The 23,525-nt window shown below is 62.8% G+C and carries 22 protein-coding genes; 4 read left to right on the top strand and 18 right to left on the bottom strand.

Features of this window, described 5'->3' with window-relative positions; translation table 11 throughout:
- Positions 1-5 precede the first annotated feature (5 nt).
- Genes BANT918_RS08255 through pheS form a run of 3 tightly spaced genes read right to left on the bottom strand, consistent with a single transcriptional unit; the run spans position 6 to position 4,535 of the window.
- The gene (locus BANT918_RS08255) at positions 6-887 is read right to left on the bottom strand and encodes an SDR family NAD(P)-dependent oxidoreductase (RefSeq protein ID WP_101619780.1); all 882 of its coding nucleotides are present in this window, start codon (positions 885-887) and stop codon (positions 6-8) included.
- A 14-nt stretch (positions 888-901) separates the two neighbouring features.
- Complete coding sequence (gene pheT, locus BANT918_RS08250; RefSeq protein WP_101619779.1) at positions 902-3,490, bottom strand: phenylalanine--tRNA ligase subunit beta; 2,589 nt, start codon at positions 3,488-3,490, stop codon at positions 902-904.
- Between the two features lies 1 nt (position 3,491).
- A complete protein-coding gene (pheS, locus tag BANT918_RS08245) occupies positions 3,492-4,535 on the bottom strand; it encodes a phenylalanine--tRNA ligase subunit alpha (protein WP_101619778.1) in 1,044 nt (347 codons plus the stop codon).
- A 229-nt stretch (positions 4,536-4,764) separates the two neighbouring features.
- Here pheS and BANT918_RS08240 point away from each other — a divergent pair, with 229 nt between their 5' ends.
- The gene (locus tag BANT918_RS08240) at positions 4,765-6,420 is read left to right on the top strand and encodes an acetolactate synthase large subunit (protein ID WP_096157221.1); all 1,656 of its coding nucleotides are present in this window, start codon (positions 4,765-4,767) and stop codon (positions 6,418-6,420) included.
- A 41-nt stretch (positions 6,421-6,461) separates the two neighbouring features.
- Here the strand turns inward: BANT918_RS08240 and BANT918_RS08235 are convergent, their stop codons facing one another.
- From BANT918_RS08235 to infC, 7 genes are all read right to left on the bottom strand, one after another.
- Positions 6,462-6,812: an SdpI family protein gene (locus BANT918_RS08235; protein ID WP_096162389.1), complete on the bottom strand. Its 351-nt coding sequence runs from the start codon at positions 6,810-6,812 to the stop codon at positions 6,462-6,464.
- Positions 6,813-6,870: 58 nt separating this feature from the next.
- On the bottom strand, positions 6,871-7,530 hold the full coding sequence (locus BANT918_RS08230) for a pentapeptide repeat-containing protein (protein WP_035279612.1): 660 nt from the start codon (positions 7,528-7,530) through the stop codon (positions 6,871-6,873).
- Positions 7,531-7,585: 55 nt separating this feature from the next.
- Positions 7,586-7,843: a hypothetical protein gene (locus tag BANT918_RS08225; protein WP_009885049.1), complete on the bottom strand. Its 258-nt coding sequence runs from the start codon at positions 7,841-7,843 to the stop codon at positions 7,586-7,588.
- Positions 7,844-8,358: 515 nt separating this feature from the next.
- The gene (locus BANT918_RS08215) at positions 8,359-9,249 is read right to left on the bottom strand and encodes a TrmH family RNA methyltransferase (RefSeq protein WP_101619777.1); all 891 of its coding nucleotides are present in this window, start codon (positions 9,247-9,249) and stop codon (positions 8,359-8,361) included.
- A gap of 106 nt (positions 9,250-9,355) precedes the next feature.
- Positions 9,356-9,745, bottom strand: coding sequence for a 50S ribosomal protein L20 (gene rplT, locus BANT918_RS08210; RefSeq protein ID WP_101619776.1), 390 nt, complete (start codon positions 9,743-9,745; stop codon positions 9,356-9,358).
- A 101-nt stretch (positions 9,746-9,846) separates the two neighbouring features.
- Positions 9,847-10,053 (bottom strand): 50S ribosomal protein L35, encoded by a 207-nt coding sequence (rpmI, locus tag BANT918_RS08205; protein WP_009885053.1) that lies wholly within the window; start codon positions 10,051-10,053, stop codon positions 9,847-9,849.
- A 98-nt stretch (positions 10,054-10,151) separates the two neighbouring features.
- Complete coding sequence (infC, locus tag BANT918_RS08200; protein ID WP_101619775.1) at positions 10,152-10,832, bottom strand: translation initiation factor IF-3; 681 nt, start codon at positions 10,830-10,832, stop codon at positions 10,152-10,154.
- A gap of 271 nt (positions 10,833-11,103) precedes the next feature.
- Between infC and BANT918_RS08195 the strand changes: the two genes are divergently transcribed.
- Complete coding sequence (locus BANT918_RS08195) at positions 11,104-11,475, top strand: DUF1844 domain-containing protein (protein ID WP_009885055.1); 372 nt, start codon at positions 11,104-11,106, stop codon at positions 11,473-11,475.
- A gap of 148 nt (positions 11,476-11,623) precedes the next feature.
- Positions 11,624-15,022 carry a DEAD/DEAH box helicase gene (locus tag BANT918_RS08190; protein ID WP_167389419.1) on the top strand — a complete coding sequence of 1,133 codons (3,399 nt, stop codon included), beginning with the start codon at positions 11,624-11,626 and terminating at the stop codon, positions 15,020-15,022.
- 49 nt (positions 15,023-15,071) lie between these two features.
- Here the strand turns inward: BANT918_RS08190 and BANT918_RS08185 are convergent, their stop codons facing one another.
- The gene (locus BANT918_RS08185) at positions 15,072-15,725 is read right to left on the bottom strand and encodes a TetR/AcrR family transcriptional regulator (RefSeq protein WP_101619773.1); all 654 of its coding nucleotides are present in this window, start codon (positions 15,723-15,725) and stop codon (positions 15,072-15,074) included.
- A gap of 150 nt (positions 15,726-15,875) precedes the next feature.
- Here BANT918_RS08185 and BANT918_RS08180 point away from each other — a divergent pair, with 150 nt between their 5' ends.
- Complete coding sequence (locus BANT918_RS08180) at positions 15,876-16,835, top strand: NAD(P)-binding domain-containing protein (RefSeq protein WP_167389418.1); 960 nt, start codon at positions 15,876-15,878, stop codon at positions 16,833-16,835.
- Between the two features lie 64 nt (positions 16,836-16,899).
- On the opposite strand, the gene BANT918_RS08175 is transcribed toward BANT918_RS08180, so the two are convergent.
- From BANT918_RS08175 to hisB, 7 genes are all read right to left on the bottom strand, one after another.
- On the bottom strand, positions 16,900-18,537 hold the full coding sequence (locus tag BANT918_RS08175) for an AbgT family transporter (protein WP_009885059.1): 1,638 nt from the start codon (positions 18,535-18,537) through the stop codon (positions 16,900-16,902).
- A 47-nt stretch (positions 18,538-18,584) separates the two neighbouring features.
- Entirely contained in the window at positions 18,585-19,931 is a 1,347-nt protein-coding gene (locus BANT918_RS08170; protein WP_101619771.1) for a M20 family metallopeptidase, read from the bottom strand.
- A gap of 96 nt (positions 19,932-20,027) precedes the next feature.
- On the bottom strand, positions 20,028-20,792 hold the full coding sequence (locus BANT918_RS08165) for an SseB family protein (RefSeq protein WP_009885061.1): 765 nt from the start codon (positions 20,790-20,792) through the stop codon (positions 20,028-20,030).
- Between the two features lie 4 nt (positions 20,793-20,796).
- Positions 20,797-21,534, bottom strand: coding sequence for a bifunctional 1-(5-phosphoribosyl)-5-((5-phosphoribosylamino)methylideneamino)imidazole-4-carboxamide isomerase/phosphoribosylanthranilate isomerase PriA (gene priA / locus BANT918_RS08160; protein ID WP_009885062.1), 738 nt, complete (start codon positions 21,532-21,534; stop codon positions 20,797-20,799).
- Between the two features lie 76 nt (positions 21,535-21,610).
- Complete coding sequence (gene hisH, locus BANT918_RS08155) at positions 21,611-22,240, bottom strand: imidazole glycerol phosphate synthase subunit HisH (protein WP_101619770.1); 630 nt, start codon at positions 22,238-22,240, stop codon at positions 21,611-21,613.
- The gene (locus tag BANT918_RS08150; RefSeq protein ID WP_096160569.1) at positions 22,237-22,839 is read right to left on the bottom strand and encodes a hypothetical protein; all 603 of its coding nucleotides are present in this window, start codon (positions 22,837-22,839) and stop codon (positions 22,237-22,239) included. Before BANT918_RS08150 ends, hisH begins: the two co-directional genes overlap by 4 nt.
- Complete coding sequence (gene hisB, locus BANT918_RS08145) at positions 22,836-23,432, bottom strand: imidazoleglycerol-phosphate dehydratase HisB (protein ID WP_009885065.1); 597 nt, start codon at positions 23,430-23,432, stop codon at positions 22,836-22,838. The genes BANT918_RS08150 and hisB overlap by 4 nt, the downstream gene beginning before the upstream one ends.
- Between the last annotated feature and the right edge of the window lie 93 nt (positions 23,433-23,525).

Here is a 23,525-nt window from a genome sequence, read left to right as displayed (position 1 = left end):
GGAACTCAGCCGAGGACGAGACGTCGTGTGGACTCGGTGAACCCGGCAGCCACCTCGGCGAGAAGCGATTCCTCGGTGTCAGCACCTGCCCGCACATACCGCCCGGTGAACGCATCAAGCGTGCCTGAGGACAAAGCCAACGCCAGGTCGGTGACCTGCTGCGGGCTGGTCCAATCGCCTTCACCGCGGAAGTCATGTACGGGCATGGACTTCGTCATCGACGTCTCCACGACTCCCGGTGCCATCTCGAAGATCCGCAGACCCAGATCATGGCCGAAGTGGACGACGGAGTCGGCGATGCGGAACAGGGACGCCTTCGATGCCGAATACACGGCGTAGGCGGGAGTGCCCTGGGCACCGGATCCTGAGTTGAGGTCGATGATGCGGCTGGGACGACCGGTCGCCTCGGCGCTAGAGATGAGCACAGGGGCGAAGGCGTTGACCATGAGGGCGACGCCGAGGACGTTGGCGTCGACCACGCCCTTGATGCTCTCCGGCTCGGCCTCCCACAGCGGTCCTTCGGTGGATTCGATGCGGCCGGCATTGTTGACCAGCACCTGGAGGCTGCGTCCGGTCTCGGTTTCGAGTCCGCGCACCGAGTTCTTCAGTTCGGCGACCGAGGCGGCATCGTCGGCGGTGAGGCCGAATCCGGTCACCGCTCCCCCGGTGCTGCCAATGATCTCGGCGGCCGCAGCCTCGGCACGATCGGCCGAGGTGGCCGTGATGACCACGTGATAACCGGCGTGCGCGAACGCTTCGGACAGGTAGCGGCCGATGCCGCGGGCTCCACCGGTGACGATCGCGATGGTCTCGGACGGCACGGCGGACGCTTCAGCGGCCGTCGAGTCATCGGGCAGGTTGGTTCCGTAGGGCAGCTTCTCGGACATGGTCTGGGTTCCTCTCAGCTTCTTACTTCGGCACCGTGGCGCTCAGCGGCCAACTGCGTCGCGGCCTCACGCATCGCCGAGGCATCATCGGCCTTGAGCGTGCGATCCGCTGCTCGGAACGTCAGGCGGAAGGCCAGGGACTTCTTGCCCTCGGGCAGCTGGTCACCGGTGTAGAGGTCGAAGGTCTCGAGCAGTTCGAGCTCCTCCCCCGCACCCTCGCGCAGAGTCGCCGCCAGCGTCTGGGTGGGCAGTGACTCGTCGACGATGAGTGCGACGTCCTGGCGGGAGACTGGGTAGGTCGACAGGGCGCCGTCCCAGGTCCGCAGGTCCTCCTGTGCCAGGAGCGCGTCGAGATCGATCTCGAAGGCAACCGTCCGAGCCGGCAGGCCGAGGTTCTCGCACACCTTCGGGTGGAGTTCACCCGCATGTCCGAGCTCCTGACCGTCGGCAAGGAGGAACTTCGCCGCGCGTCCTGGGTGCCAGGGTGCGATCTGGTCGGCTTCAACGCTGACCTCGATGCCGTTGACGCCGGCGATGCGGCGGACGGTGTCGATGACGTCGGTGGCCTCGGCCTTCCGACCCTTGCCCCAGACGCCGGGCAGTTCGACGTTGCCGGAGATGATGCCGGCGTAGTGGTAGGGCTGAGCCGGCACGGAAGCGTAGATCTCCTCGAGTTCCGCATCAGTCGGGTGGTAGCCAGGCAGGTGCCGTGGTCCGGGACCTGTAGGCAGTCCCGCCGAGGTGGAGACGAGACCGGCCTCGAACAGGGCGACGTCCTTGGCTCCGCGACCGAAGTTGCGTGCCACCAGTTCGACCAGGGTCGAGAGCAGGTTGGTGCGCATCAGCGGCAGGTCCTCGGACATCGGGTTCGCCAGGCGGATGTGCTTGCGGCGCACGTCCTCGGCCTCGAGGCGCAGCTGATCGTCGCGTTTGGCGCTCGTGAACGGGTAGGACAGCACCTCGGTGTAGCCGTCGGCGGCCAGCAGGTTGGAGATCCGGCGTCGCGTGCGCTGTGCTTCGGTCATGCCCTGTCCGGCGCGAGCAGCCGGCTGGATCGACGGGATCCGGTCGTAGCCGCCGGTGCGGGCTACTTCCTCGATGAGGTCGACGTCTGCGGTGATGTCCGTGCGCCAACTGGGCACGGTCACAGCCAGCTTGTCCTTGCCGATGACGTCGATGCTCGCACCGATGTCCTCGAGCAGACCGGTCACCTCTGCGGTGGTGTAGCCGACGCCGACGAGGGAGCCGACACGCTCGACCGGAAGCTCGATGACGGTGGGCTCGGGAACCTCACCGACCTGTGTTGTCGCCGGGCTGAGTGTGCCGCCGGCGAGTTCGACGAGCAGGTCAGCGCAGCGGCGTGCCGCCACCGGTCCGAGCAACGGGTCGACTCCACGTTCGAAGCGACGCGAGGCCTCGGAGGACAGCTTGTGCCTCCGTGCGGTCCTGGCGATCGAGATCGGATCGAAGTGAGCGGACTCGATGACCACGTCGGTCGTCTTATCGTTGACCTCGACCGCGGCTCCGCCCATGACCCCGGCGAGACCGATGATCTTGCCGCCGGTGCTGTCTGAACCCTGTCCACCACGGTCGGTGATGAGGAGATCCTCGGCATCCAAAGTGCGTTCGACGTCGTCGAGGGTCGTGAACTTCTCCCCCGCCTGCGCACGGCGCACGACGATCTCCTCGCCCAGCAGCGACGTGTCATAGGCGTGGAGGGGCTGGCCCAATTCGAGCATGACGTAGTTCGTGACATCAACGATCAGGCTGATGGGGCGCATGCCTGCGGCGATGAGGCGACGCTGCATCCAGAACGGAGTCTGTGCACTCGTGTCCAGGCCGGTCACCTGGACGGCGGTGAACTGGTCGCAGCCGACGTTGCCGTCGATGGGGTTGGAGTCCTCGATCACGACAGGGAAGCCGTCAGCGGTGGGGGCGTTCACCTCGGCGATGGACGGGCTTCCGATGTCGGTGAAGGACTGGCCCTTCATCTGCGCGTACTCGCGGGCGATGCCGCGCATCGACAGCTGGTAGCCGCGATCGGGGGTGACGTTGACGTCGAGGGTGACCTGGTCGAGTCCGAGGAGGGCAATCGCATCGTCACCGGGTTCACCGCTCAGGCCGAGGTTCTTCAACACGATGATGCCATCGTGGTCCTCACCCAGGCCGAGTTCCTTGGCCGAGCAGATCATGCCATCGGACTTGTGTCCGTAGGTTTTGCGGGCAGCGATCTGGAAATCACCGGGCAGGACGGCTCCGGGCAGGCAGGCGACAATGAGGTCGCCGACGACGAAGTTGTGGGCACCGCAGATGATGCCGCGGCTGGGTCGTTCCTCGCCGGGCTGCGGGTCCTTCGGGTCATCGGCATCTTCATTGTGCTCGGGTCCGACGTCGACGCGGCACCAGTTGACGGTCTTACCGTTCGAGTGCTCTTCCTTGACGAGTTCAAGGACACGGCCGACGACGAGGGGTCCGGTGATCTCGGGGCCGAAGAAGTCCTCTTCTTCGAGTCCGATCGACGCGAACTCCGCGGCCAGGGCATGGGGATCCGTATCGGCCGGGAGATCGACATAGTCGGCCAGCCAGTTCAGTGGGACGCGCATATCAAGCCTTCATTCCGAAACGGGCCGAGAAGCGCACATCGCCTTCGACCATGTCATGCATATCGTTGATTCCCTCGCGCAGCATCAGTGTCCGCTCGATGCCCATACCGAAGGCGAAGCCCTGGTAGACCTCGGGGTCGATGCCCGCGGCGCGCAGCACATTGGGGTGGACCATGCCGCAGCCGCCCCATTCGATCCAGCCAGGCCCACCGACCTTGTTGGGGAACCAGAAGTCCATTTCCGCGCTCGGTTCGGTGAATGGGAAGAAGCTGGGGCGCAGGCGGGTCTTCGACTCCGGGCCGAACATCTCACGGGCGAAGCCGTCGAGGGTGCCCTGCAGGTTGGCCATGGTCAGGCCCTTGTCGATGGCGATGCCCTCGATCTGGTGGAAGACCGGGGTATGGGTGGCATCGAGCTCGTCCGTGCGGAAGGTCTTGCCCGGGCACACGATGTAGAGCGGGACACCGCGCTGCAGGAGTGAGCGGGACTGAACCGGTGAGGTGTGGGTGCGCAGGACGAGGCCGGCCTCAGGAGGGTCGACGAAGAACGTGTCCTGCATCTGGCGAGCAGGATGGTCGGGTCCGAAGTTGAGGGAATCGAAGTTGAGCCACTCGGATTCGATCTCGGGGCCTTCGGCAACTTCCCAGCCGAGGCCGATGAAGTAGTCGGCGGCCTGTTCCTGGATGAGGGAGAGCGGATGGCGAGCGCCGAGGCGGTTGCGGTCTGTGGGCAGAGTGACGTCGATGGACTCTTCGATGAGCACGGCTGCGTCGCGCTCGGCCTCGAGCTCGGCCTGACGGGCGTCGAGGGCCTTCTTGACCTGACCCCTGGACTTGCCGACGATTTTGCCGGCGGCGGCCTTATCGGCCTTGTCGAGTCCGCCGATGGCTCGGTTGGCCAGCGCCAGCGGGGCCTTGTCGCCCGTGAACTCGATCTTCGCGGCCTTGAGATCGTCGAGCGTGCGTGCGTCCGCGAATGCCCTCAGTGCCGCGTCAACGGCCGCATTCACGGCCGACTCGTCCAATGGGTCGAGCTGGTCAGTCATCAATGTCCTTCATCTGCGTAATCTGCATCTTCTGCGTACTTCAATGCCGTTTGTCTGCTGGGGTCAAGTCTATCGCCTGTGATTCGGTGCCAGACCACTCGTCCGGATCGTGTCCTGTCACCCCTGTGACTTCCACCCTCGCCGAGGTGGCTCCACCGGATCCCGGTCCGTCCCCACATCTGTGAGCTGAGTCATCGAGGCCCCACTCCAAAAGATGTAGTGTCGAAACATGACGACTCAGCGAGCTTCCGATGTCATGGTCAAGGCCCTGGAGAACGAGGGAGTCGAACGCATCTTCGGCATCCCCGGTGAGGAGAACATCGATTTCATCGATTCTCTTCGCCAGTCCTCGATCGAATTCGTCCTCACCCGCCACGAACAGGCCGCTGCCTTCATGGCCGCGACCTACGGGCGGCTGACGGGCAAACCGGGGGTGTGTCTGACCACCCTGGGCCCGGGCGCACTTAACCTAGCGACCGGTGCGGCCTACGCCCACCTCGGCGGGATGCCGGTGATCATGATCACCGGACAGAAGGGGATCCGCACGGCCGAGCAGGCGCGCTTCCAGATCGTGAATACTGTGGCGACGATGAAGCCGCTGACGAAGGACAGCCGACAGATCACCTCGGCGAACATGGTCCCCACCATGATCAGGGAGGCCTTCCGCGTCGCCCGGTCCGAACGGCCGGGCCCGGTCCACCTGGAGCTTCCCGAGGACATTGCCGCCATGCCTGTCGAGCATGCAGACCTGATCCAACCGCACACGAATGGACGGGCGACTGCCAGCGATGACGCCGTCGATGCCGCAGCCCAGGTGATCCGGAATGCCAAGCGGCCACTGCTCATGCTCGGCGCCGATGCCTCGCGCTCGGACTGCAGCGAGGCGCTCTCACGGTTCGTCTCCCGGGTGCGCATCCCCTATTTCACCACTCAGATGGGCAAGGGATCCGTGTCCGGCTCGTCCGGCCTGTACATGGGCACGGCGGCCCTGACCAGCCGGGACTACGTCCACGACGCAATCGAGAAGGCCGACGTCATCGTCACCATCGGCCACGATACGACCGAGAAGCCACCGTTTACGATGGATGAGAACGGACCGACTGTCGTCCACGTCGGCTACCGGGCAGCCGTCGTCGAGCAGGTCTACTTCCCGCAGGTTGAGACCATCGGTGACCTCGGGCCCAGCCTCGACCGTCTCGCCGTGGAACTCGTCGGACACGTGCCCAATGCCGGAGCACTGCTGCCGATGCGGGCAGGAATTCTGGAGAAGATCGAAGAACGGTCGAACGATGACCGGTTCATTCCGCAGCGCATCGTCGCCGAGGTACGCGAGGTCATGCCCGTCGACGGGATCGTGGCGTTGGACAACGGCATGTACAAGATCTGGTTCGCCCGAAACTACCGCACCACCCGGGCCAATACACTCCTCCTCGACAATGCACTTGCCACCATGGGGGCCGGTCTGCCGTCTGCCATGGCAGCGAAGCTGACCTACCCGGAACGCCGGGTCATGGCAGTCGTCGGAGACGGCGGGTTCATGATGAACAGCCAGGAGATGGAGACCGCTGTTCGCCTCGGCCTTGACCTCGTGGTGCTCGTCCTCGAAGACAGCTCCTACGGCATGATCCGGTGGAAGCAGGCCGTGGACGGCATGCCCGACTACGGCCTGACGTTCGGCAATCCGGAGTTCGTCGCCTATGCCGAGTCCTACGGGGCCACCGGGCACCGGCTGGAAAATGTCGACGACATGCATGACGTCCTCGAGTCCGCCTTTGCCGCCGGCGGAGTCCACCTCGTGGTCGTACCCGTGGACTATTCGGAGAACGAGCGAGTGCTCATCGACGAACTGGGTCAGCGGGAGGCTGCGGCGCTGGACGCGCAGTAAGGCCGGTAAACGGTGCGGGTCAGCCAACGGCCGGATTGGCCTCACTGGCCGGCTGATCTCGATGCAGCATTTGCCGCTCTGACGGCAAGTACTGCGCAGACGAGGATGAGAACCCACCCGAGCAGGGCCAGTATGTGGCCGGCCGTCGTGGCATTCGAGAGTTCAACGCACAGCAGTGCCACGGCATGGCCGATACTGATGACGGCCATGCCAAAGAGGTAGGGCACGCCTGCTCGTTGGCCTGCCTCCCATGCGGCATCGGAGGCCAGCGTGTGCCGCGTACGTATGCCTATCGCAGAGTTCCTGCCGATCGCCTGTCTGCGCACAGCGACGATCAGAACGACGCTGACTGCAGCCACGATCAGGTAACCCGCCATGGGCGCGTAGAACATCAGCGCTGCTCCTCTCGTTCCTGACCCGATTGACCAGCTGCACCAACCTCGGCGGCGGTCATTCGACCGTGATGCCGAGTTCGCTGGCGAAGAGTTCGGCGAAGAGCATCATCTGCATCTCATCGATGGTGGCACCCCGCAGCGAGTGGACACCCGAGATCTTATGCGGCTGCAGACCCCGCAGATCCACATTGCCCAAAGTCGCGCTCTCGCACTGCAGCACCCCGACGCTCGAACCGGGAAATGACACCCTGTTGACTTTGGCCCGGTCGAGGTCGATCTCGTCGATGACGCAGTCGCGGAATTCGACGTCGGTGAGTTTGGCTCCGCGCAGGTTGAGGTAGGAGATCCGACAGTTGCTGAGAACGACCTTCTCCCACACGCTGTCATGAACCACCCCTGCACCGATCCGAGTGCCCGAGATCTCGGTGTGGACGAGACTCCCCCGCGGCATAGTCCAGGTGTCGGCCCGGCAGTCCTCGATTCTGCTGCCGGAGAACCGTGCACCGGTGAGGTTCACGGGAGACTCGGCGTCACCGAAGTTCACCCGGGACAAAGATGAGTCCAGGTACGTGGCCTGGGTGGAATCCACCTCGGCGAGGTCAAGGTCCTTCAACTCCATGCCCTCGAGGAACTCCTCCGGACCAATGTCGCCGAGGTAGCCGGGCGTCAAGTTCGTCAGCGTGATCTTCGGTGCGCGTGGAGCTTCAGTCGTCATGGTGTCCACCGTATCGGCTGGGTAGGACACGTCCCTATTGTCGTCACTGCGTCGACTATTCGACGACGAAGTTACTCAGCCCAGCCGCCTTAAGAATGAACGGGGCGATTGACATCAGCACCAGGATCGATGCAACGATCCAGAGCCACATCATTTTTCGCCGCTCGCGCCTGAGACTGGTCGACAGAGCGAACAGCGGACTCAACAACGGCAGGCCGTAGAACACCGGAGTGAGAACGAACGCGAGTGCAAAAAAGCCAACGAATTTCCACTCAGTCTTCGAGAAGAATCCTTCGTGTTGCTGTGTGGTCATAAACCCTACTTCTCCCCGTTGTCAATAGGTGGAATAACCGCAGGCAGTTAGACGACGCAACTGCTGCAGCGACTTCCACCTGAGAGAGCTTAAGCCGGCGACGCCCCAGCAGGCAACGGCTGTACGAAGTCGAAACGCCTCTTTGCACGGAAGTAACGAATAAGGTCCCCGAAAATCATAGCTGGCATCGTCGCAGTGACGAGCAGGCGCGGGACCGAGGGCGAAGAGCTGGTACCGAAGTTGATGGCCCAGAACAGTGCGGCGATCGCGATGCATACCAGGACAGAGTTCAGCACATCCCGCGCGCACCTCGCTTGCAGTTCCGACAGCGACTGCGGCCAAATTTTCGTGCCAGGCATTGCTTCGCTCCGTCCTGCGCCTCACGCATTAATAGACAGGTACCTTGCTTTCAACGCTAGCAGACGTCGCTCTGATCTGGAACACTTGCTCGGTTCAAGCCGGACGCAGTCGAATCACGTTCGGCAGCAGAATTCGTTGAACGCTAGGCCTGCGACTCACATCCGCTGGTTGCGAGCACTCTCGTAGATGCACACGCTGGCAGCAGTCGCCAGGTTGAGGCTCTCAGCTTTACCGTAGATCGGAACAGCCGCCGAGGAGTCACAGAGTTCGAGGTCTTCTGTCCTCATCCCCCAGGCTTCGTTGCCGAAGACCCAGGTGGTGCGGGCGGTCAGGTCGAGTCCGCTATCCCAGGGATGGTGGATGTCGTGAGACTGGTCGTTGGCATCGGCGGCGAGTATCTGCAGGCCGCGGGCACGAGCCAGTTCGGTCACCTCGGCGAGTCCGACCCCGGTGACCACGGGAACATGGAACAGGGAACCGGCTGTGGAGCGGACGGTCTTGTCGTTGTAGATGTCGACGCTTGACGAGGTGAGGACCACAGCATCGGCCCCTGCGGCATCGGCGAGACGGATGATCGTGCCGGCATTACCGGGGTCGCGGACCTGGGAGAGGACGACGATGAGCTGCGCTTCCTTGTCAATGACCGAAGTCAGGTCGACGTCGATGCGTTCGCAGACGGCGACGACGCCCTGTGAGTTCACGGTTGCGGACAGCTCGGTGAGCACCTCGTCGGTGATGATGTTCCAGCGGATGTCGCAGTCCTTGACGGTCTCGACGAACTCCGGATGCGCCTCGGCGGCCTCTTCGGTGATGAAGAGCTCGACGACTGCGCCTCGCGGATCCACGGCCGATCCCACCCAGTCTGGAACGCCAGGCGCCTGGCCGGGAAGATCGAGTTCGGCGTGTCGTTCCAGGGCCTCACGCACGGCCTGGGGCCCTTCGACGAGGAACTGTCCCATCGTCTTGCGGCTGTGACGTTTAAGCAGCTTGACCGCGTTCTTAACCCGCTTCGAGTTCGGTGAGGAGATGGCGTCTGGAAGTTTCATGAAGTTCGCTGGCCCGCATTCTTGCTGGAGAGACTAGGTGTGAGACAAAATCAACGGCCCCGAACCAAGTAAGTTCGGGGCCGTTGAGAGGATGAGGACCGGCAGCTCAGGCTGCGGCGGTCTTCGCTGCGTTGACGTCAGCCGGAAGAGCTTCCTTGGCGACCTTGATCAGGTGCGCGAAGGTGGCTGAATCATTGACGGCGAGCTCAGCGAGCATACGGCGGTCGACCACGACGTCAGCGGCCTTGAGGCCCTGGATGAAGCGGTTGTACGTCATGCCGTTGGCGCGAGCACCGGCGTTGATGCGCTGGATCCACAGGCGACGGAAGTCACCCTTGCGGGCGCGACGGTCACGGTAGCTGTAAACCAGCGAGTGAATGACCTGCTCTTTGGCCTTGCGGTACAGGCGCGAACGCTGTCCCCGGTAGCCGCTTGCCCGGTCAAGGATGACCCGGCGCTTCTTGTGAGCGTTGACCGCTCTCTTAACACGTGCCACGTGTTACTCCTTCAAAATTAGTTCTACCGGCAGTGCCGGAGTCTGGTTCAAGCTATGGGAACCACATCAGTGGCTGCCCGGGATGGAGACCCGAGTGGGTCTCACCTGCCCTTGAGCTTGCCCAGAAGCTTGCGGGCTTTGGCGCGATCTCCGCCGGTGAGGACCTGGTCCTCCGCAACGCGACGCTTACGGGCCGAGGACTTGCCCTCGAACTTGTGCTGGTTGTTCACACCTTCACGCATGATCTTGCCAGTACCCGTCACACGCATGCGCTTCTTGGCGCTGCTGTTCGTCTTCTGCTTCGGCATCGAGCCGTTCTCCTTTGCATTTCGTTGTCGGTGGCGACCACCGGCAACTACTTCACACGCTGGAACCGTTCAGGATCCAGCGAATCGGTACTTACTTCTCACGCGTCGGGCGCTGCCTGCTTCTCTGCAGCGACACGATCACGTCGGGACTTCACCTCGGCGACGTTGCCCTTGGCATCTGATGATGCCTTGCGGGCCTCGGCCTTGGCGTCGGATTTTGACTTATGTGGGGCAATGACCATCACCATGTTGCGTCCGTCGACCCGTGGTGAGGATTCGACGGTGCCGAGGTCCGACACATCTTCGGCCAGGCGGTTGAGCAGTTTGATGCCCATTTCAGGGCGGGACTGTTCACGTCCGCGGAACATGATCATGACTTTGACCTTGTCGCCACCGTCCAGGAAGCGGGTCACATGCCCCTTCTTCGTCTCGTAGTCGTGTTCATCGATCTTGAGACGGAAGCGGATCTCTTTCAGCGCAGTGTTCGCCTGGTTCTTACGGGCTTCTCTGGCCTTCTGAGCAGATTCGTATTTGAATTTCCCGTAGTCCATGAGTTTGGCGACGGGAGGCTTCGCCTGCGGTGCAACCTCGACCAAGTCGAGATCTGCCTCGCGAGCGAGGTCGAGTGCCTTGCGAATGGCAACGATACCGACCTGTTCACCGTTGGGTCCGACCAACCGGACCTCGGGAACCCGAATCCGGTCATTGATGCGCGTCTCGCTGATGTGTTCACTCCTTTTTCGCTCAAATGATGTCGTGGCAATAGAAAAGGCTCCCATTGACCACATGCCAAGGGAGCCTGCACACACATCAGAGCACGGTATTGAAACCGCAGCACTTCAAGTGAATACACCTCGATCTGAAATCTTCTGCCTCAGGCTTGCACCTGGACTGTCGATCATCAGATCATTGGACCCGATCGCTCTACGCGATCAAGGTGGGAGTCAGACCCCGCTTCGCACCACGACTTAGTGTACTACGCTTCATGACTCTTCGCACATCGAGGCCGAACGTGCAATCGACGCGTCGTTCATATGTCAAGCTAGTCCCATGAGTTCTGAAAATTCTGTACCCGCCGAGGCGGTTGCCGATGTCACGCGTGACATCGCCGAAGTACCAGCCATCGAGGTCATCACATCAGCAGCCGTGCACTTGATGTCCGCTGCCGCCGTCAAATGCGGACTGGCCGAAGACTCCCCCGAGGCTCCCGCAGCAGAGCTGCAGGACCTGGACGAGGCACGCAAGCTCATCACTGCGCTGGCCGGCCTGGTCACCGGCGCCGCCACCGTCATCGGCGACCACCATGCTCGCCCTCTGCGCGACGGCCTGCGCAGCCTCCAGCTGGCCTTCCGCGAAGCCTCGGCGATTCAGGATGAGCCAGGACAGGGTCCCGGCGAGAAGTACACAGGCCCTGTTCGCTGAGACACCCCACCGTGCGTGCCGACTCTTTCGTCTTGCGCCATGGCCCCAAGATATCCGCTGCGGCTCCCGACCACTGGTCGGGGGCCGCTTCTGTCATGTCAGTGCCGGGTGAGACCATCGTCCTATGTCTCCCGTAGAATTGCCGTACGTGAGTGCCAAGGAGTTGCAGGACTACTTCGGCACCACGTTCTACGAGCGCGGACGCAGCTACGCCAACAAGGGCATGGTCGGGCAGGCACGTTGGGACCCCGAGGACAATACTCTGCGGGCAGACGTCGCAGGCAGCGCGGCACAGGATTACACCAGCATCGTGCGGCTGAAGCGACACAGTCCCACGGCGAAATCATTCACCGTGCTCTCCTCGCAGTGCACATGCCCCGTGGGCGGAGACTGCAAACATGTGGTGGCTGCGCTCATGGCGGCATCGGTTCGGCAGGTGGCTCCATTCGGTTCGACGGCACTGCACGACCCGGACCAACGCAGTTCCCCCGACCCTCCCAGCTGGCAGACTGCCCGCAGCAGAACAGCTTCCCGCAGTGGGACGTCGTCACCTCGGCGTGCGGAGTCGGATTGGAAGTCGATCCTCTCCGGTTTCTCCTCCGACCGCGTCGATGCATCGGTGTGGGCCTCTGGCCCCGGCGGCACCCTGGCTGGGACTGCACCGACGCGGCTTGCGCTCGGCTTCGAGATCTCCGAACTGCGGCGCACTCGCTTCGGGAACTTCGAAGTGCACCCGATCACGCGCACGAAGCTGACCGGTTACACCGACCTCGTCGTCACTCTGCGTCCTCTGATGGAGGGGGCACGCCGCAACTGGATCAAGGGCAACGTGTCCTGGTCCAACATCGCCAACAACTCCACCACCCGCGCCTATGCGCGCGGTCAGGCGGCATGGTTCGCTCAGCTGTACGGGCTCTCTGCCATCAACTCGAATCGCCTTGTGACCAATGAGGACACTGTGGTCCTTGACTGGTTCGCCTCACCCTTGCTGTGGCATCTCTTCGATCAGGCGAGGACTTTGGGCATCGAACTTGTCGGCACCCGCCGCGAGCTCACGGTCCGCCTGGCTGACGAGGCCACCACGGAATGCGATGTGGTCGCGACGCCACAGGGGCTCGAGGTTCGCTCCCTGATCACCGTTGACGAAGAACCGTTCGACCAAGGGCTCAGCGGGCCGATCGACGATCATGGCTTCTACGGAATCTCGACCGCGGCAGGACTCGCCCTCGTCCTGGCACCTGCAGAGAAGACCACCGACCATGCGGTCGTTGAGATGCTGCGTCGTTCGGAGCCGGTCACCATCTCGAAGGACCAGATGGATGACTTCTTCACAGGCTTCTATCCCAAGCTCGCCTATGCCACCACCGTCATCTCCTCTGACGATTCGGTGACCCTGCCCGTGCTCGTCCCTCCCGACCTCGCGCTCACCGTCACCTACGGAGATCATGGTGCACATCTGACGTGGGAGTGGCACTACCATCACCCGACTCATACGTTCCCGATCCGCCGAGGTTCAGCACCAGACCGCGACCGCAGCATTGAACACGAAGACACCGTGCTCGCGAATCTCAGCTCCACGGTTGCGGCAATCCCAGTCCCACTGACCCTCCCCAGTGCGTTGGGTCATGCAGGCACCGTGGACCTCGACGGTCTGCAGACGGCTGTCTTCGTCGACAAGCTCCTGCCCACCCTGAGCGACATCGACCATCTCGAGGTCCATGAGGTCGGCGATCGCCCGGACTATCGGGAAGTCACCGAAGCACCGTTGGTGTCGATGTCGACCGACGAGGCCGAAGACAGCGACTGGTTCGACATTCGCTTCCACATCATGATTGCCGGACAGAAGGTTCGCTTCGCCGACCTGTTCGTCGCCCTCGCACAGGGGGCAGAGATGATAGTCCTGCCCGATGGCGCGTACTTCTCCCTCGACGGGCCCTTCTTCGACAAGTTTCGTCGCATGCTCGCTGAATCGGATGTCATTGCGGATTGGCAGCCGGACTCACCTCGCCTCTCGCGCTATCACATGGATCTGTGGGCCGAATTCGACGAACTCGTCGACGACTCCACAGCGGCGGCCTCATGGCGACGTTCGGTCGAAGCGCTCAGCCACCTCGGCGAGATTCCGTCTCTCGACGTGCCGGAGGGAATCGAGGCCACACTGCGGCCCTACCAACAGGAAGGGTTCAGCTGGCTGGCCGCACTGTGGTCCAGCGGACTCGGCGGCATCCTGGCCGACGATATGGGTTTGGGTAAAACTCTGCAGGCACTTAGCCTGTTCACTCATATCAAGAACACGACGGCGAATGCCTCCCCCATTCTCGTCGTCGCACCCACATCGGTGATGTCGACGTGGCGTGCGGAGGCCGAGAAGTTCGCACCTGGTCTGCGAGTCACCACTATCTCGGCCACAGAGAAGAAGCGGAAGACTGCCCTGGCCGAGGAGATCGAGGATGCCGACCTCGTCATCACCTCCTATGCGATTCTGCGCCTCGACGCTCAGGCCTTCAGGTCGATCGTGTGGGACACCTTCGTCCTCGACGAGGCGCAGTTCGTCAAGAACCGGACGGCCAAGGTCCACACTGCGGCGAAGGGGATCCAGGCGCGATTCCGCCTGGCCATCACAGGCACTCCGATGGAGAACTCGCTGACCGACCTGTGGTCGCTGTACTCGATCACCTCACCGGGGCTGCTGCCGGGCATCGAGAAGTTCCGTCGCGAGATCGTCTTACCCATCGAATCGGGAGAGAGTCCGGAGGGCATGGCGCTGCTGCGGCGGCGGATCAGACCGTTCATGAAACGGCGGAACAAGGAACTGGTGGCAGCCGACCTCCCGCCGAAGCAGGAACAGATCCTCAGCGTCGAACTCAGCTCCAAGCACCGGGATCTCTACAACACGGTCCTGCAGAAGGAGAGGAAGAAGCTCCTCGGCCTCATCAACGACATGGATCGCAACCGCTTCGCCATCTTCCGGTCACTGACACTGCTGCGGATGTTGGCCATCGACCCCTATCTCATCGATGAGAAGTACGAGGCGATCGGATCGAGCAAGCTCAGCGCGCTCTTCTCCCACCTCGATGACATCATCGCCGAGGGGCACCGCACCATCATCTTCAGCCAGTTCACCTCGTTCCTGTCACGGGTCGGCGAACAGCTCGATCATCGCAACATCAACTACTGCTACCTCGACGGCTCCACTCGGAACCGCGGCGCGGTCATCGATGATTTCAGGGCTGGGGAGGCACCGGTGTTCCTGATCAGCCTCAAGGCCGGCGGATTCGGGCTGACGCTGACAGAGGCCGACTATGTCTTCTTGCTTGACCCCTGGTGGAATCCGGCGGTCGAGGCTCAGGCGGTTGATCGTGCGCACCGCATCGGGCAGACGAAGAACGTCATGGTCTATCGAATGGTGTCTGAGAAGACCATTGAGGAGAAGGTTCTGGCACTGCAGGAGAGGAAGGCACAGCTCTTCGACTCCCTGGTCAATGAGGGCGAGGGCTTCTCCTCGGCAATCACGAGTGAGGACATTCGCGGGCTTCTCGACGGGTGAAGGACTCCTCGTAGCGGCCGCTGACGCCAGCTCGGTGCCGTTCGCTGGCTCAGTGCCCGAGGGACGATACGACTCCTCGCATGAGCTCGTCCTCGACGAGTTCGACTCCCGGACCGAACTGCCCGAAGCGCAGTGCATTGATGAGACCGATGAGTGCTGCCCAAACGGTCACAGAGCGCACGATCACCTGATCATCGGGCTCCAACCCCAGCTCCCGCAGCCCTTCACGCAATGGGTCCAAGGCGTGAGATGGCGGAAGCTCAGAGGAAATCTGGCCTGCCGAGGACTCTTCCAACAGATTCGTCAGCGTCACCATGATCCTGGTCCCGGGCACTACGGTCTCATCCCTTGGGGCCTGATAGTCCGGGATGGGTGTGCCGTAGATGAGCGCCCACCGATTGGGATGCCGGCGCGACCAGGCAAGCATCGTCACACCGACTGTGAGAACGGACTCGTCGCGTGTCAGTGCCTCATCGACCTCGTCGGCGATCGCAGTGAACGCGTCACGGATGAGTATTGTCAGCAGCTCATCGCGGTTCTTCACGTATCGGTAGATGGCGCTTGAGACGATTCCGAGTTCTCGAGCAATGGCGCGAAGTGAGACTCCCTCGAGCCCATCGTCGTCGAGCATACGGTTCCCGATCCGGGTGATCTGGGCTTCGGTTTCCAGCCGGGCCCGCTGTCGCGGAGTCGAGTTCGTCATGCCTCAACCCTAAAACGAGAGAGCGAAGATAACAATAGTGAGCACTGATCTTGAATTGCCGATAGGATCGGCCTACTCTGATTTCAGAGAGCAGTGCTCTCGTTAATCGTGGACTCAGAGGTCCGCACGACATCACGAAGGATGATCATCATGAAATCTGCACTCGTCATCGGCTACGGACAGATCGGCAACGAAATCGCCTCCCAGCTCGCAGCAGCAGGGGCACACGTTGCAGTTGCAACCCGTTCGGCTCCAGCCGCTGTCCCAGTTGTCGCCGCCGGCTCAGGATCGGCAGACTCGCCCTACACCGACCACGCCAGGATCGACCGTATCCGCGCGGACGCAACCGACTCAGAGCAGTTGCGCGAGGCCGCCGCTGGCAGCGAAGTCATCTTCGCCTGCGTTCATGCTCCCTATGACAGCCGAGTGTGGGCACAGGTACTGCCGCAGATGGAGAAGACGATCATGGATGTCGCCGCGGAACTGGGCATGCCGGTCATCTTCCCCGAATCGGTCTACGCCTTCGCTGGCCTCCACAGCGCGGTGACGGAGTCCTCTCCGTTTGCCCCGGTCGAGGAGAAGGGACGGATCAGGCAGCAGCTCATGGAGGCGAGGCTGGAACACCCGGCCACCTCGGCGAGCATCATTGCAGGAGACCTGCTCGGCCGAAGCGCACAGCCGTGGTCCTCAGTGGTGAAGATGTGCATTACCACTCCGATCGCCAAATGGCATCGGGCCATTGTGCCCGCACGCTCCGATGTCGCCCACGGCATCACCGTGATCGAAGACCTCGCTGCCGCGATGATCCGCGCGGCACAGCTGCTCGAAGACGTCCCCGCGGGGACGCATCGCCGGCTCATCGCACCGTCTTCGAATCCGACACTCGGCGAGATCGCGGAGTTCACTCACGAGCATCTGGGAACGAGACCGCGGAGGCCACTGTCCCTCCCCCGCTGGACGACTCGCGTCGCCGGAGTCTTCGAGAGGTCGATGTACGAACTCAACCAGCTCGCCCCGATCTGGTACTCCCCCTGCGTGATCGAGACCGGAGAGTTTGCGAAGGATCTGGGCACCACAGATTGGCGTGAAGGCGTCACACAGATGCTGTGATGCTGCCTCGGCGTGGAAGACGTGGCGTGCGCCGAGCTCGGACGAACAGGTCCTCGCTGCCGGCCTATTTGAGGAAGATGCCGTTGCCGGGGCCCAGCGGCAGGTCGAAGAAGAACCAGATCGCCAGGAGCGCAGCCCACGCCAGCCAAAAGGGTATGACGAACGGGAACATCCTGGAGATGATGGTACCCAGTCCGGCATTGGGCTCATACCGGCGCACGAGACCCAGAAGCACGATCATGTAGGGGTTGAGTGGGGTGATGACCTGGGTCGCCGAGTCGCCGACTCGGAATCCGGCCTGGATGAAGGCCGGTTCGTAGCCGAGCAGCGCGAACAGCGGAACGAACACCGCGGCCATGAGCGTCCACATCGAGGACCCGGAGACGATGAAGAGGTTGAGCACACTGGCCAGGAGCATGAACCCGATGACCGCTGCGAAGCCGGTGAGGCCTATCGCTTCGAGGCCGGAGGCACCGGCCACGGCGATCCAGGAACCGATCCCCGTCCAATTGAACAGCGCGATGAACTGACCGAGGATGAAGGCGAGAATGAGGAAGGACATCATGTCGACGATCGACTGGCTCATCATACGCACGAGATCGTTCATCGACCGCACGGTGCGCACGACGAAACCGTAGACCACGCCCATGAGCATGAAGTAGGCGAAGACGATGAAGACAATTGAGGACAGCAACGGGGACTTCGGCAGGAACCCGCCGTCCTCATTGCGCCAGGGTGAGTCGGGAATGAGCACTGCGAAGAGCAGTACCGCAGTCAGCAGCAGTGCCGAAGCCAGGGACCACACCAGGCCCCGCTTCTCCTCGGGTTCGAGTTCGGCTTTGACCTCCTTCTGCGATTCCTCGACCTCTTCGGCAGACACGGAGTTCTCGCCGTAGGGGTTGTCCTTCGCCTGGTATTCCTTGGCCAGGCCCGAACCCTTGGCATCGGCGTATTCGCGCGGAACGCCTTTGCGAACCATGTTCGGTTCGATGAGCTTGTCGATGATGAATCCGGCGATAACCGCCAGCACGATCGAGGCGACGATGTTGAAGAAGTAGTTCGACACCGGGTTGACGGCCGTATAGTCAGTGTCTGGCAACGTCTCCATCACCGAGGTGGTGATTCCGGCGAAGAGCGCATCGAGGCTGGTCGGCACGATCGAGGTCGAATACCCGGCGCCGGTGGCGGCAAATCCGCCGATGAGGCCGGCCATCGGGTGTCGACCGGCGGCCTTGAACACGAGCGCAGCCAGCGGCGGGATGATGATGAAGGCGGAATCGGCCATGATCGACCCGACCACGCCGACGAAGCCGACGGCATAGGGCAGCAGCCAGCGCGGGCTCTTGCCGAAGGCGATTCGCACAGCCGCGGCGAGCATGCCCGACTTCTCGGCCACGCCCACGGCCAGGAGGATCGGCAGTACGGTGGCCAAGGGCGGGAATCCGATGTAGTTGTCGCCCATCGTCGTCGTCAGCCACGACAGCCCTTCGCCGGTGAACAGTCCCTTGATCGCCACGGTCTCGTCGCTGCCGGGAATTGAGACCGACACGTCTGCTATAGCCATGCCGGTTGAGATTGCTCCTGTGATGAGGAACAGTCCGAGAAAGAGGGTGAACGGCTCGGGCAGTTTGTTGCCTATCCGTTCAATCCCGTCCAGCAGACGCTGGCCGATACCGATTTTCGCTGATGTCGTCGTTGACATGTGTCTTCCTTCTCTTCGATGGTCGCGATCCGAGCGGACTCCCCGGACTAGTTGAAGTAGTTCTCCACGTCTACTGCTCCTCCGTCGCGTTCGAATTCTGCAACCACCTCGGAGGCCAGGTCATCGTCGACGAGGAAGTCCAAAGCAGTACACGCCAGCCCGTAGCCGGCATCATGGGCGGCAGCTTCGGCGGCGGGCGTGATCGAGGCTGCCGCGAACTCGCGGGTATGCAGCGCCACCTCGGCGTCGGCGGTTTTGATGAGTGGGTGGATGCCCGGTATCCGATAGGAGACATTGCCGAAGTCGGTCGACGCTGCAATCGACTCATCGAGCACCCCACCGGGCAGCGGTGTTCGCCCCTGCGTCTCCTCATGCACGGCCCAGCGCTGTGTGAGAGCGGAGTTCGTACGCACCGGAAGCGAAGGCGGATGCTCGTCCCAGTCGACTTCTACTCCGGTGCCGGTCATAAGGGCCGCGCCCTTGGCCGCGTCCTCGACCCTGTCGGACAGCTCCTTGAGCGTTTCGGGGAACTTCGACCGCACATAGCACTGCACTGTGGCGGCTTCCGTGATGATCGAGGGCCGGGTCCCGCCGTCAGCGATGACGGCGTGCAATCGGGAGATCGGCGGCATCTGCTGGCGAATAAGGCCAAGACCCTGGTAGAAGAGGTTCGCGGCGTCGAGTGCGTTGCGGCCCATGAACGGCTGCGCCGAGGCGTGGGCGGCGATCCCTGAGTAGTTGACGGTCAGCAGACGCCTGCCCAACCACACCTGTTCCGCGCAGTCGTACCCGTAGCCGTGAACCATAATGGCTGCGTCGATCCCCTCGAATGCGCCGCCGCGGGCCATGACCTCTTTGCCCGAGTGGCCCTCTTCCGCAGGCGTACCGAGCAGCACCACGCTGCCGGGAACAGTGCTGGGGTCCCGTTCCCAGAGGGCATGCAGGGCGAGGAATGCTCCGACTCCGGAGGCGGCGATGAGGTTGTGCCCGCAGGCATGACCGATCTCCGGCAGTGCGTCGTATTCGGCGAGGATCGCGATCGTGCGTCCGTCACCATTTCCCGTGGTCGCGCGCAGACTCGTCTCGACACCGAAAAGTCCGGTCTCGACCTCGACGCCTCGTGAGCGCAGCAGCGAGGCGATCGCACTGACAGACTCGTATTCGACGAACGCGGTCTCTGCCAATTTGTGGATGGTATGCAGCAGCCTGTCGAGATCAGATCTTGCTGCTGCGAGAGCTGCGGCGAGGCCTGCCGTGCTTGACTCGGGAGCCCCGCTGAACTCGGAGCTCCACTCGCCTGCTCGCTCGCTGCGTGTTTGAGTCTCGGCGGCGATCTGGTCGAGATAGCTCGCGTTCGGGACGGTCGGTTGGCTCAGGTCGCGAATCTCACTCATGGAGATCAAGCATAGGAGACTTCGGGCAAGTGCACATGCCTTTTCCCTGTATTCGGGACTCGACCCGAAGTATTGGGTGCGCTGCGGTTCGGGAGTCTACGACTCGGCGATCTGCAGAGCCAATGAGTCCACCTTCTCCACGATCGTCTCATCGGCGGCCAGAGCTAGTTGGAATCGCTTCATCTCCTCGGCGGAGACTTGAGAGCGTACTCCAAGTCGGATGCCGACCTCGGGCCCCTCGACATGGACTCGGGCACTGCCGGGACTCAGACTGATCTGCGCCAGCCAAGGAAAATCCTCGGCGATGGCGACCAACGCCTGGCCCACCTCGGCGTCGGCCCAGGACGGAGTCCAGGGCTGTCCCTGGGCAAATGCGAACATTGCGGTACGACGCAGCAGGAACGAGGTCTCGGCCCCGGGGTCGAGGACAACGAGCTGCGAATCGGCTTCAATCGCCCCGAGGACGAGCCGCTCCGATTCGATCGGCACGGGCCGAGCGTCGGGATGCCACGCAGTCAACGGTGGAATCGAGCAGAAACCGGGTGTGCACTCGCGGCCGTCTTCGGCCTGCAGCCGAACCATGGCCATCTCCGAGGAGTTGTCGACCATCAGTCCGTTCTCGCCGACCTCCTGGTCGACTGCCATCGGAACGATCGGTGCGTACAGCCTGGCCCCCGACAGTGCGGAGAGCACCTTGCTGTGCAGCGTCGGGTTCAACGGCTCCTGGCGCACCTGGTTCAGTGCTTCGATCAGACCGGCATCGGCGAGCCCGGAGTCGCCTGAGAACGGGTTCGGCCGCAGATCACGGCCGGACCATGATTGTCCGGCCGAGTCCGAGCGATCGCCCGTATCCGATGCCACTTCTTCAGCCTCCAGCGACTTCGAGGGCTTCTTCCAAGGTGAACTTTCCGGCGTAGAGGGCCTTGCCTACGATCGCCGAGTCCACGCCATAGGGAACCAGCTCGCGCAGGTTGCGCAGATCGTCGAGGCTCGAGACTCCGCCCGATGCCACGATCGGCTTGTCGGTCTTCTCCGCCATCGACTTCAGCAGCTCCACATTGGGTCCCTGCAGCGTGCCGTCCTTGCGGACGTCGGTGACGACATAGCGGGCGCAGCCTGCCTTCTCGAGTGTCGAGAGGACCTCGTAGAGGTCTCCCCCGTCCTTGGTCCAGCCGCGGGCTGCGAGAGTGGTGCCGCGAACGTCGAGGCCGATGGCGACCTGATCGCCGAAGCGAGAGATCATATCAGCGGTCCATTCCGGGTTCTCCAAGGCGGCGGTGCCGATGTTCACCCGCTCAGCTCCCGTGTCGAGTGCTCGTTCGAGGCTCTCGGTGTCGCGGATGCCTCCGGAGAGTTCGACCTTGATGCCGACGGCCTTGACGACCTGGTTGAGCAGATCTGAGTTCGATCCGCGACCGAATGCGGCGTCGAGGTCGACGAGGTGGATCCACTCCGCTCCCCGGTTTTCGAAGTCCTGGGCTGCGTCGATGGGTGAACCGTAGTCGGTCTCCGTGCCGGCTTCGCCCTGGACGAGGCGGACGGCTTTGCCATCGGCGACGTCAACGGCGGGAAGGAGGACGAGCTTGTTGGGGGTTTGAGTCATTGTGACCTTTCTCAAGAGGCTGTCGAGACTGATGTGAACGAGTTGGAGCAGATGAACCTGGAGGGTTCGGACAATCCTAGTGGCGGGCCGCGCCCGCTTCTGGGAAGGAGCCGATCCAGTTGCGCAGCAGACGTGCACCTGCGTCGGCTGACTTCTCGGGGTGGAACTGGGATGCCCAGGTGGTGCCGTCCTCGACTGCTGCGATGAAGCTGCTGCCATGGGTTGCTGTGGTCACCACCGTGTCCGGCGGGGTTTCGGTCGCCGCATAGGAGTGGACGAAGTAGAAACGTTCCTCGGCCACACCGTCGAACATCCGCGACGACGTCGGCGCGCTGACCTGCGACCATCCCATATGGGGAACGACCGGAGCCTCGAGCGCGGTGACGGCGCCGGGCCAGAGTCCGATGCCTTCGGTCTTCACACCGTGCTCTTCTCCGCTGGCGAAGAAGACCTGCAACCCGACGCAGATGCCGAGCAGAGGTCGCTGGCTCTCGTGCCAGGAGCGGATCAGTTCGTCTCCGCCGATTCGCGTCAATCCGGCCATCACGGCCGAATAGGCACCGACGCCGGGGACGAGCAGACCGTCGGCGGCATCGATGGCGGACCGGTCAGCTGTGAGAACGACCTCGGCGCCGGCTGCTTCCACCGCGCGTACGGCTGAACGGACGTTTCCTGCCCCGTAGTCAAGGACAGCGACCGTGCTCATTGCTTTGCTCCCTTGGTCAGGACGCTGTAGATCCTCCACAGGGAGAAGCCGAGGACGATCGCGCCGAAGACGGCGACGACCCAGGCCATCGTGTTCCCGGTGAGCCCAATGGTGATGCCGAAGGCAGTGATGAGTCCGGCGAGTACTGCCACGACGATCCACAGCAGTGCAGTTCGGGCCACGGCGGCCCGGCCAGGAGACATTGTGGCGGCGCTGGCCTGCAGCTTCGTCATGGAGGAGGTGGGGATGTTGCCCTCCACCTCGTCGGCCGACTTGATTTCGAGCAGGAGCTGCTCGAGGACGTCTGGAAGGTTCTTCAGCGCCAGCCCTGCCGGCACATCCGATTCGCGGGCACCGTGGCGGAAATGACCGGCATCGATCTGCTCTTCGCTGCGGGCAAGGAGGAGAACCTCGTGTTTGCCCGAGAGTTTGGAGATCGCTGCGGCCGCCTCGTTGCCCGCCTGCACATCGGTGTCGGCCAGGACGATTCCGGTGAAGTCTCCGATGGGAACGATGGTTCCCTTGATGTTCGACAGCACGCAGGCAGCGGCCAGCTGCTCGGCTACACCGAACGGGGTCACGACGACGGTGGTGCTCACAAGACTCCCTTGGTGCTGGGTACCGAGTTGTTGCGCTCATCGGGTTCGACTGCCTCACGCAGAGCACGGGCGAAGGCCTTGAACTCTGCTTCGGCGATGTGGTGCGGATCCCGGCCGCGCAGCAGGTCGAGGTGCACGGTGAGGCCGGCGTGGAAGGCGATCGACTCAAGCGAGTGTGAGGTCATCGACCCGGTGAAGTGACCGCCGATGAGGTGGTACTGCTGGCCTTCGGGCTCACCTTCGTGCACGAAGTAAGGTCGGCCGGCCACATCGACGACGCAGCGAGCCAGAGCCTCATCCAACGGCACGGCGGCCAGACCGTAGCGGCGGATGCCGGACTTGTCGCCCAGAGCTTCGAGCAGTGCCTGGCCCAGGACGATGGAGGTGTCCTCAACCGTGTGGTGGACGTCGATGTGTGTATCGCCGTCGGCCTTGATCTCCATGTCGATGAGTGAGTGCTTCGACAGCGCCGTGAGCATGTGGTCGAAGAAGGGAACACTCGTCGAAATGTCGGACTGACCGGTTCCGTCGAGGTTGATGGAAACGTTGACCGAGGATTCCGAGGTCGTACGGGAGCGTTGTGCCTGCCTCATGGATGGCCTTTCGTAGGAAGGGTAAGTGCCGTCTGAAGACCATTGTCCTCTGACTCAAGCGAAGCGGTATGTCGGGGTGTGCGCATCTCAGCG

Source organism: Brevibacterium antiquum CNRZ 918, assembly GCF_900169145.1.
GTDB classification, from domain to species: domain Bacteria; phylum Actinomycetota; class Actinomycetes; order Actinomycetales; family Brevibacteriaceae; genus Brevibacterium; species Brevibacterium koreense.
Note: the sequence above shows the minus strand (reverse complement) of the source record. Positions and strands in the feature narration are given on the sequence as shown.

Excerpts from the sequence above, each read along its gene's own strand:
- BANT918_RS08180 (WP_167389418.1), top strand. The coding sequence starts at position 15,876 with ATGAAATCTGCACTCGTCATCGGCTACGGACAGATCGGCAACGAAATC.
- pheS (WP_101619778.1), bottom strand. The coding sequence starts at position 4,535 with ATGACTGACCAGCTCGACCCATTGGACGAGTCGGCCGTGAATGCGGCC.
- infC (WP_101619775.1), bottom strand. The coding sequence starts at position 10,832 with ATGGGAGCCTTTTCTATTGCCACGACATCATTTGAGCGAAAAAGGAGT.
- pheT (WP_101619779.1), bottom strand. The coding sequence starts at position 3,490 with ATGCGCGTCCCACTGAACTGGCTGGCCGACTATGTCGATCTCCCGGCC.
- hisH (WP_101619770.1), bottom strand. The coding sequence starts at position 22,240 with ATGAGCACGGTCGCTGTCCTTGACTACGGGGCAGGAAACGTCCGTTCA.
- BANT918_RS08230 (WP_035279612.1), bottom strand. The coding sequence starts at position 7,530 with ATGACGACTGAAGCTCCACGCGCACCGAAGATCACGCTGACGAACTTG.
- BANT918_RS08215 (WP_101619777.1), bottom strand. The coding sequence starts at position 9,249 with ATGAAACTTCCAGACGCCATCTCCTCACCGAACTCGAAGCGGGTTAAG.
- hisB (WP_009885065.1), bottom strand. The coding sequence starts at position 23,432 with ATGAGGCAGGCACAACGCTCCCGTACGACCTCGGAATCCTCGGTCAAC.
- BANT918_RS08185 (WP_101619773.1), bottom strand. The coding sequence starts at position 15,725 with ATGACGAACTCGACTCCGCGACAGCGGGCCCGGCTGGAAACCGAAGCC.
- BANT918_RS08170 (WP_101619771.1), bottom strand. The coding sequence starts at position 19,931 with ATGAGTGAGATTCGCGACCTGAGCCAACCGACCGTCCCGAACGCGAGC.
- BANT918_RS08240 (WP_096157221.1), top strand. The coding sequence starts at position 4,765 with ATGACGACTCAGCGAGCTTCCGATGTCATGGTCAAGGCCCTGGAGAAC.
- BANT918_RS08255 (WP_101619780.1), bottom strand. The coding sequence starts at position 887 with ATGTCCGAGAAGCTGCCCTACGGAACCAACCTGCCCGATGACTCGACG.
- rpmI (WP_009885053.1), bottom strand. The coding sequence starts at position 10,053 with ATGCCGAAGCAGAAGACGAACAGCAGCGCCAAGAAGCGCATGCGTGTG.
- BANT918_RS08195 (WP_009885055.1), top strand. The coding sequence starts at position 11,104 with ATGAGTTCTGAAAATTCTGTACCCGCCGAGGCGGTTGCCGATGTCACG.
- priA (WP_009885062.1), bottom strand. The coding sequence starts at position 21,534 with ATGACTCAAACCCCCAACAAGCTCGTCCTCCTTCCCGCCGTTGACGTC.
- BANT918_RS08235 (WP_096162389.1), bottom strand. The coding sequence starts at position 6,812 with ATGTTCTACGCGCCCATGGCGGGTTACCTGATCGTGGCTGCAGTCAGC.
- BANT918_RS08225 (WP_009885049.1), bottom strand. The coding sequence starts at position 7,843 with ATGACCACACAGCAACACGAAGGATTCTTCTCGAAGACTGAGTGGAAA.
- BANT918_RS08175 (WP_009885059.1), bottom strand. The coding sequence starts at position 18,537 with ATGTCAACGACGACATCAGCGAAAATCGGTATCGGCCAGCGTCTGCTG.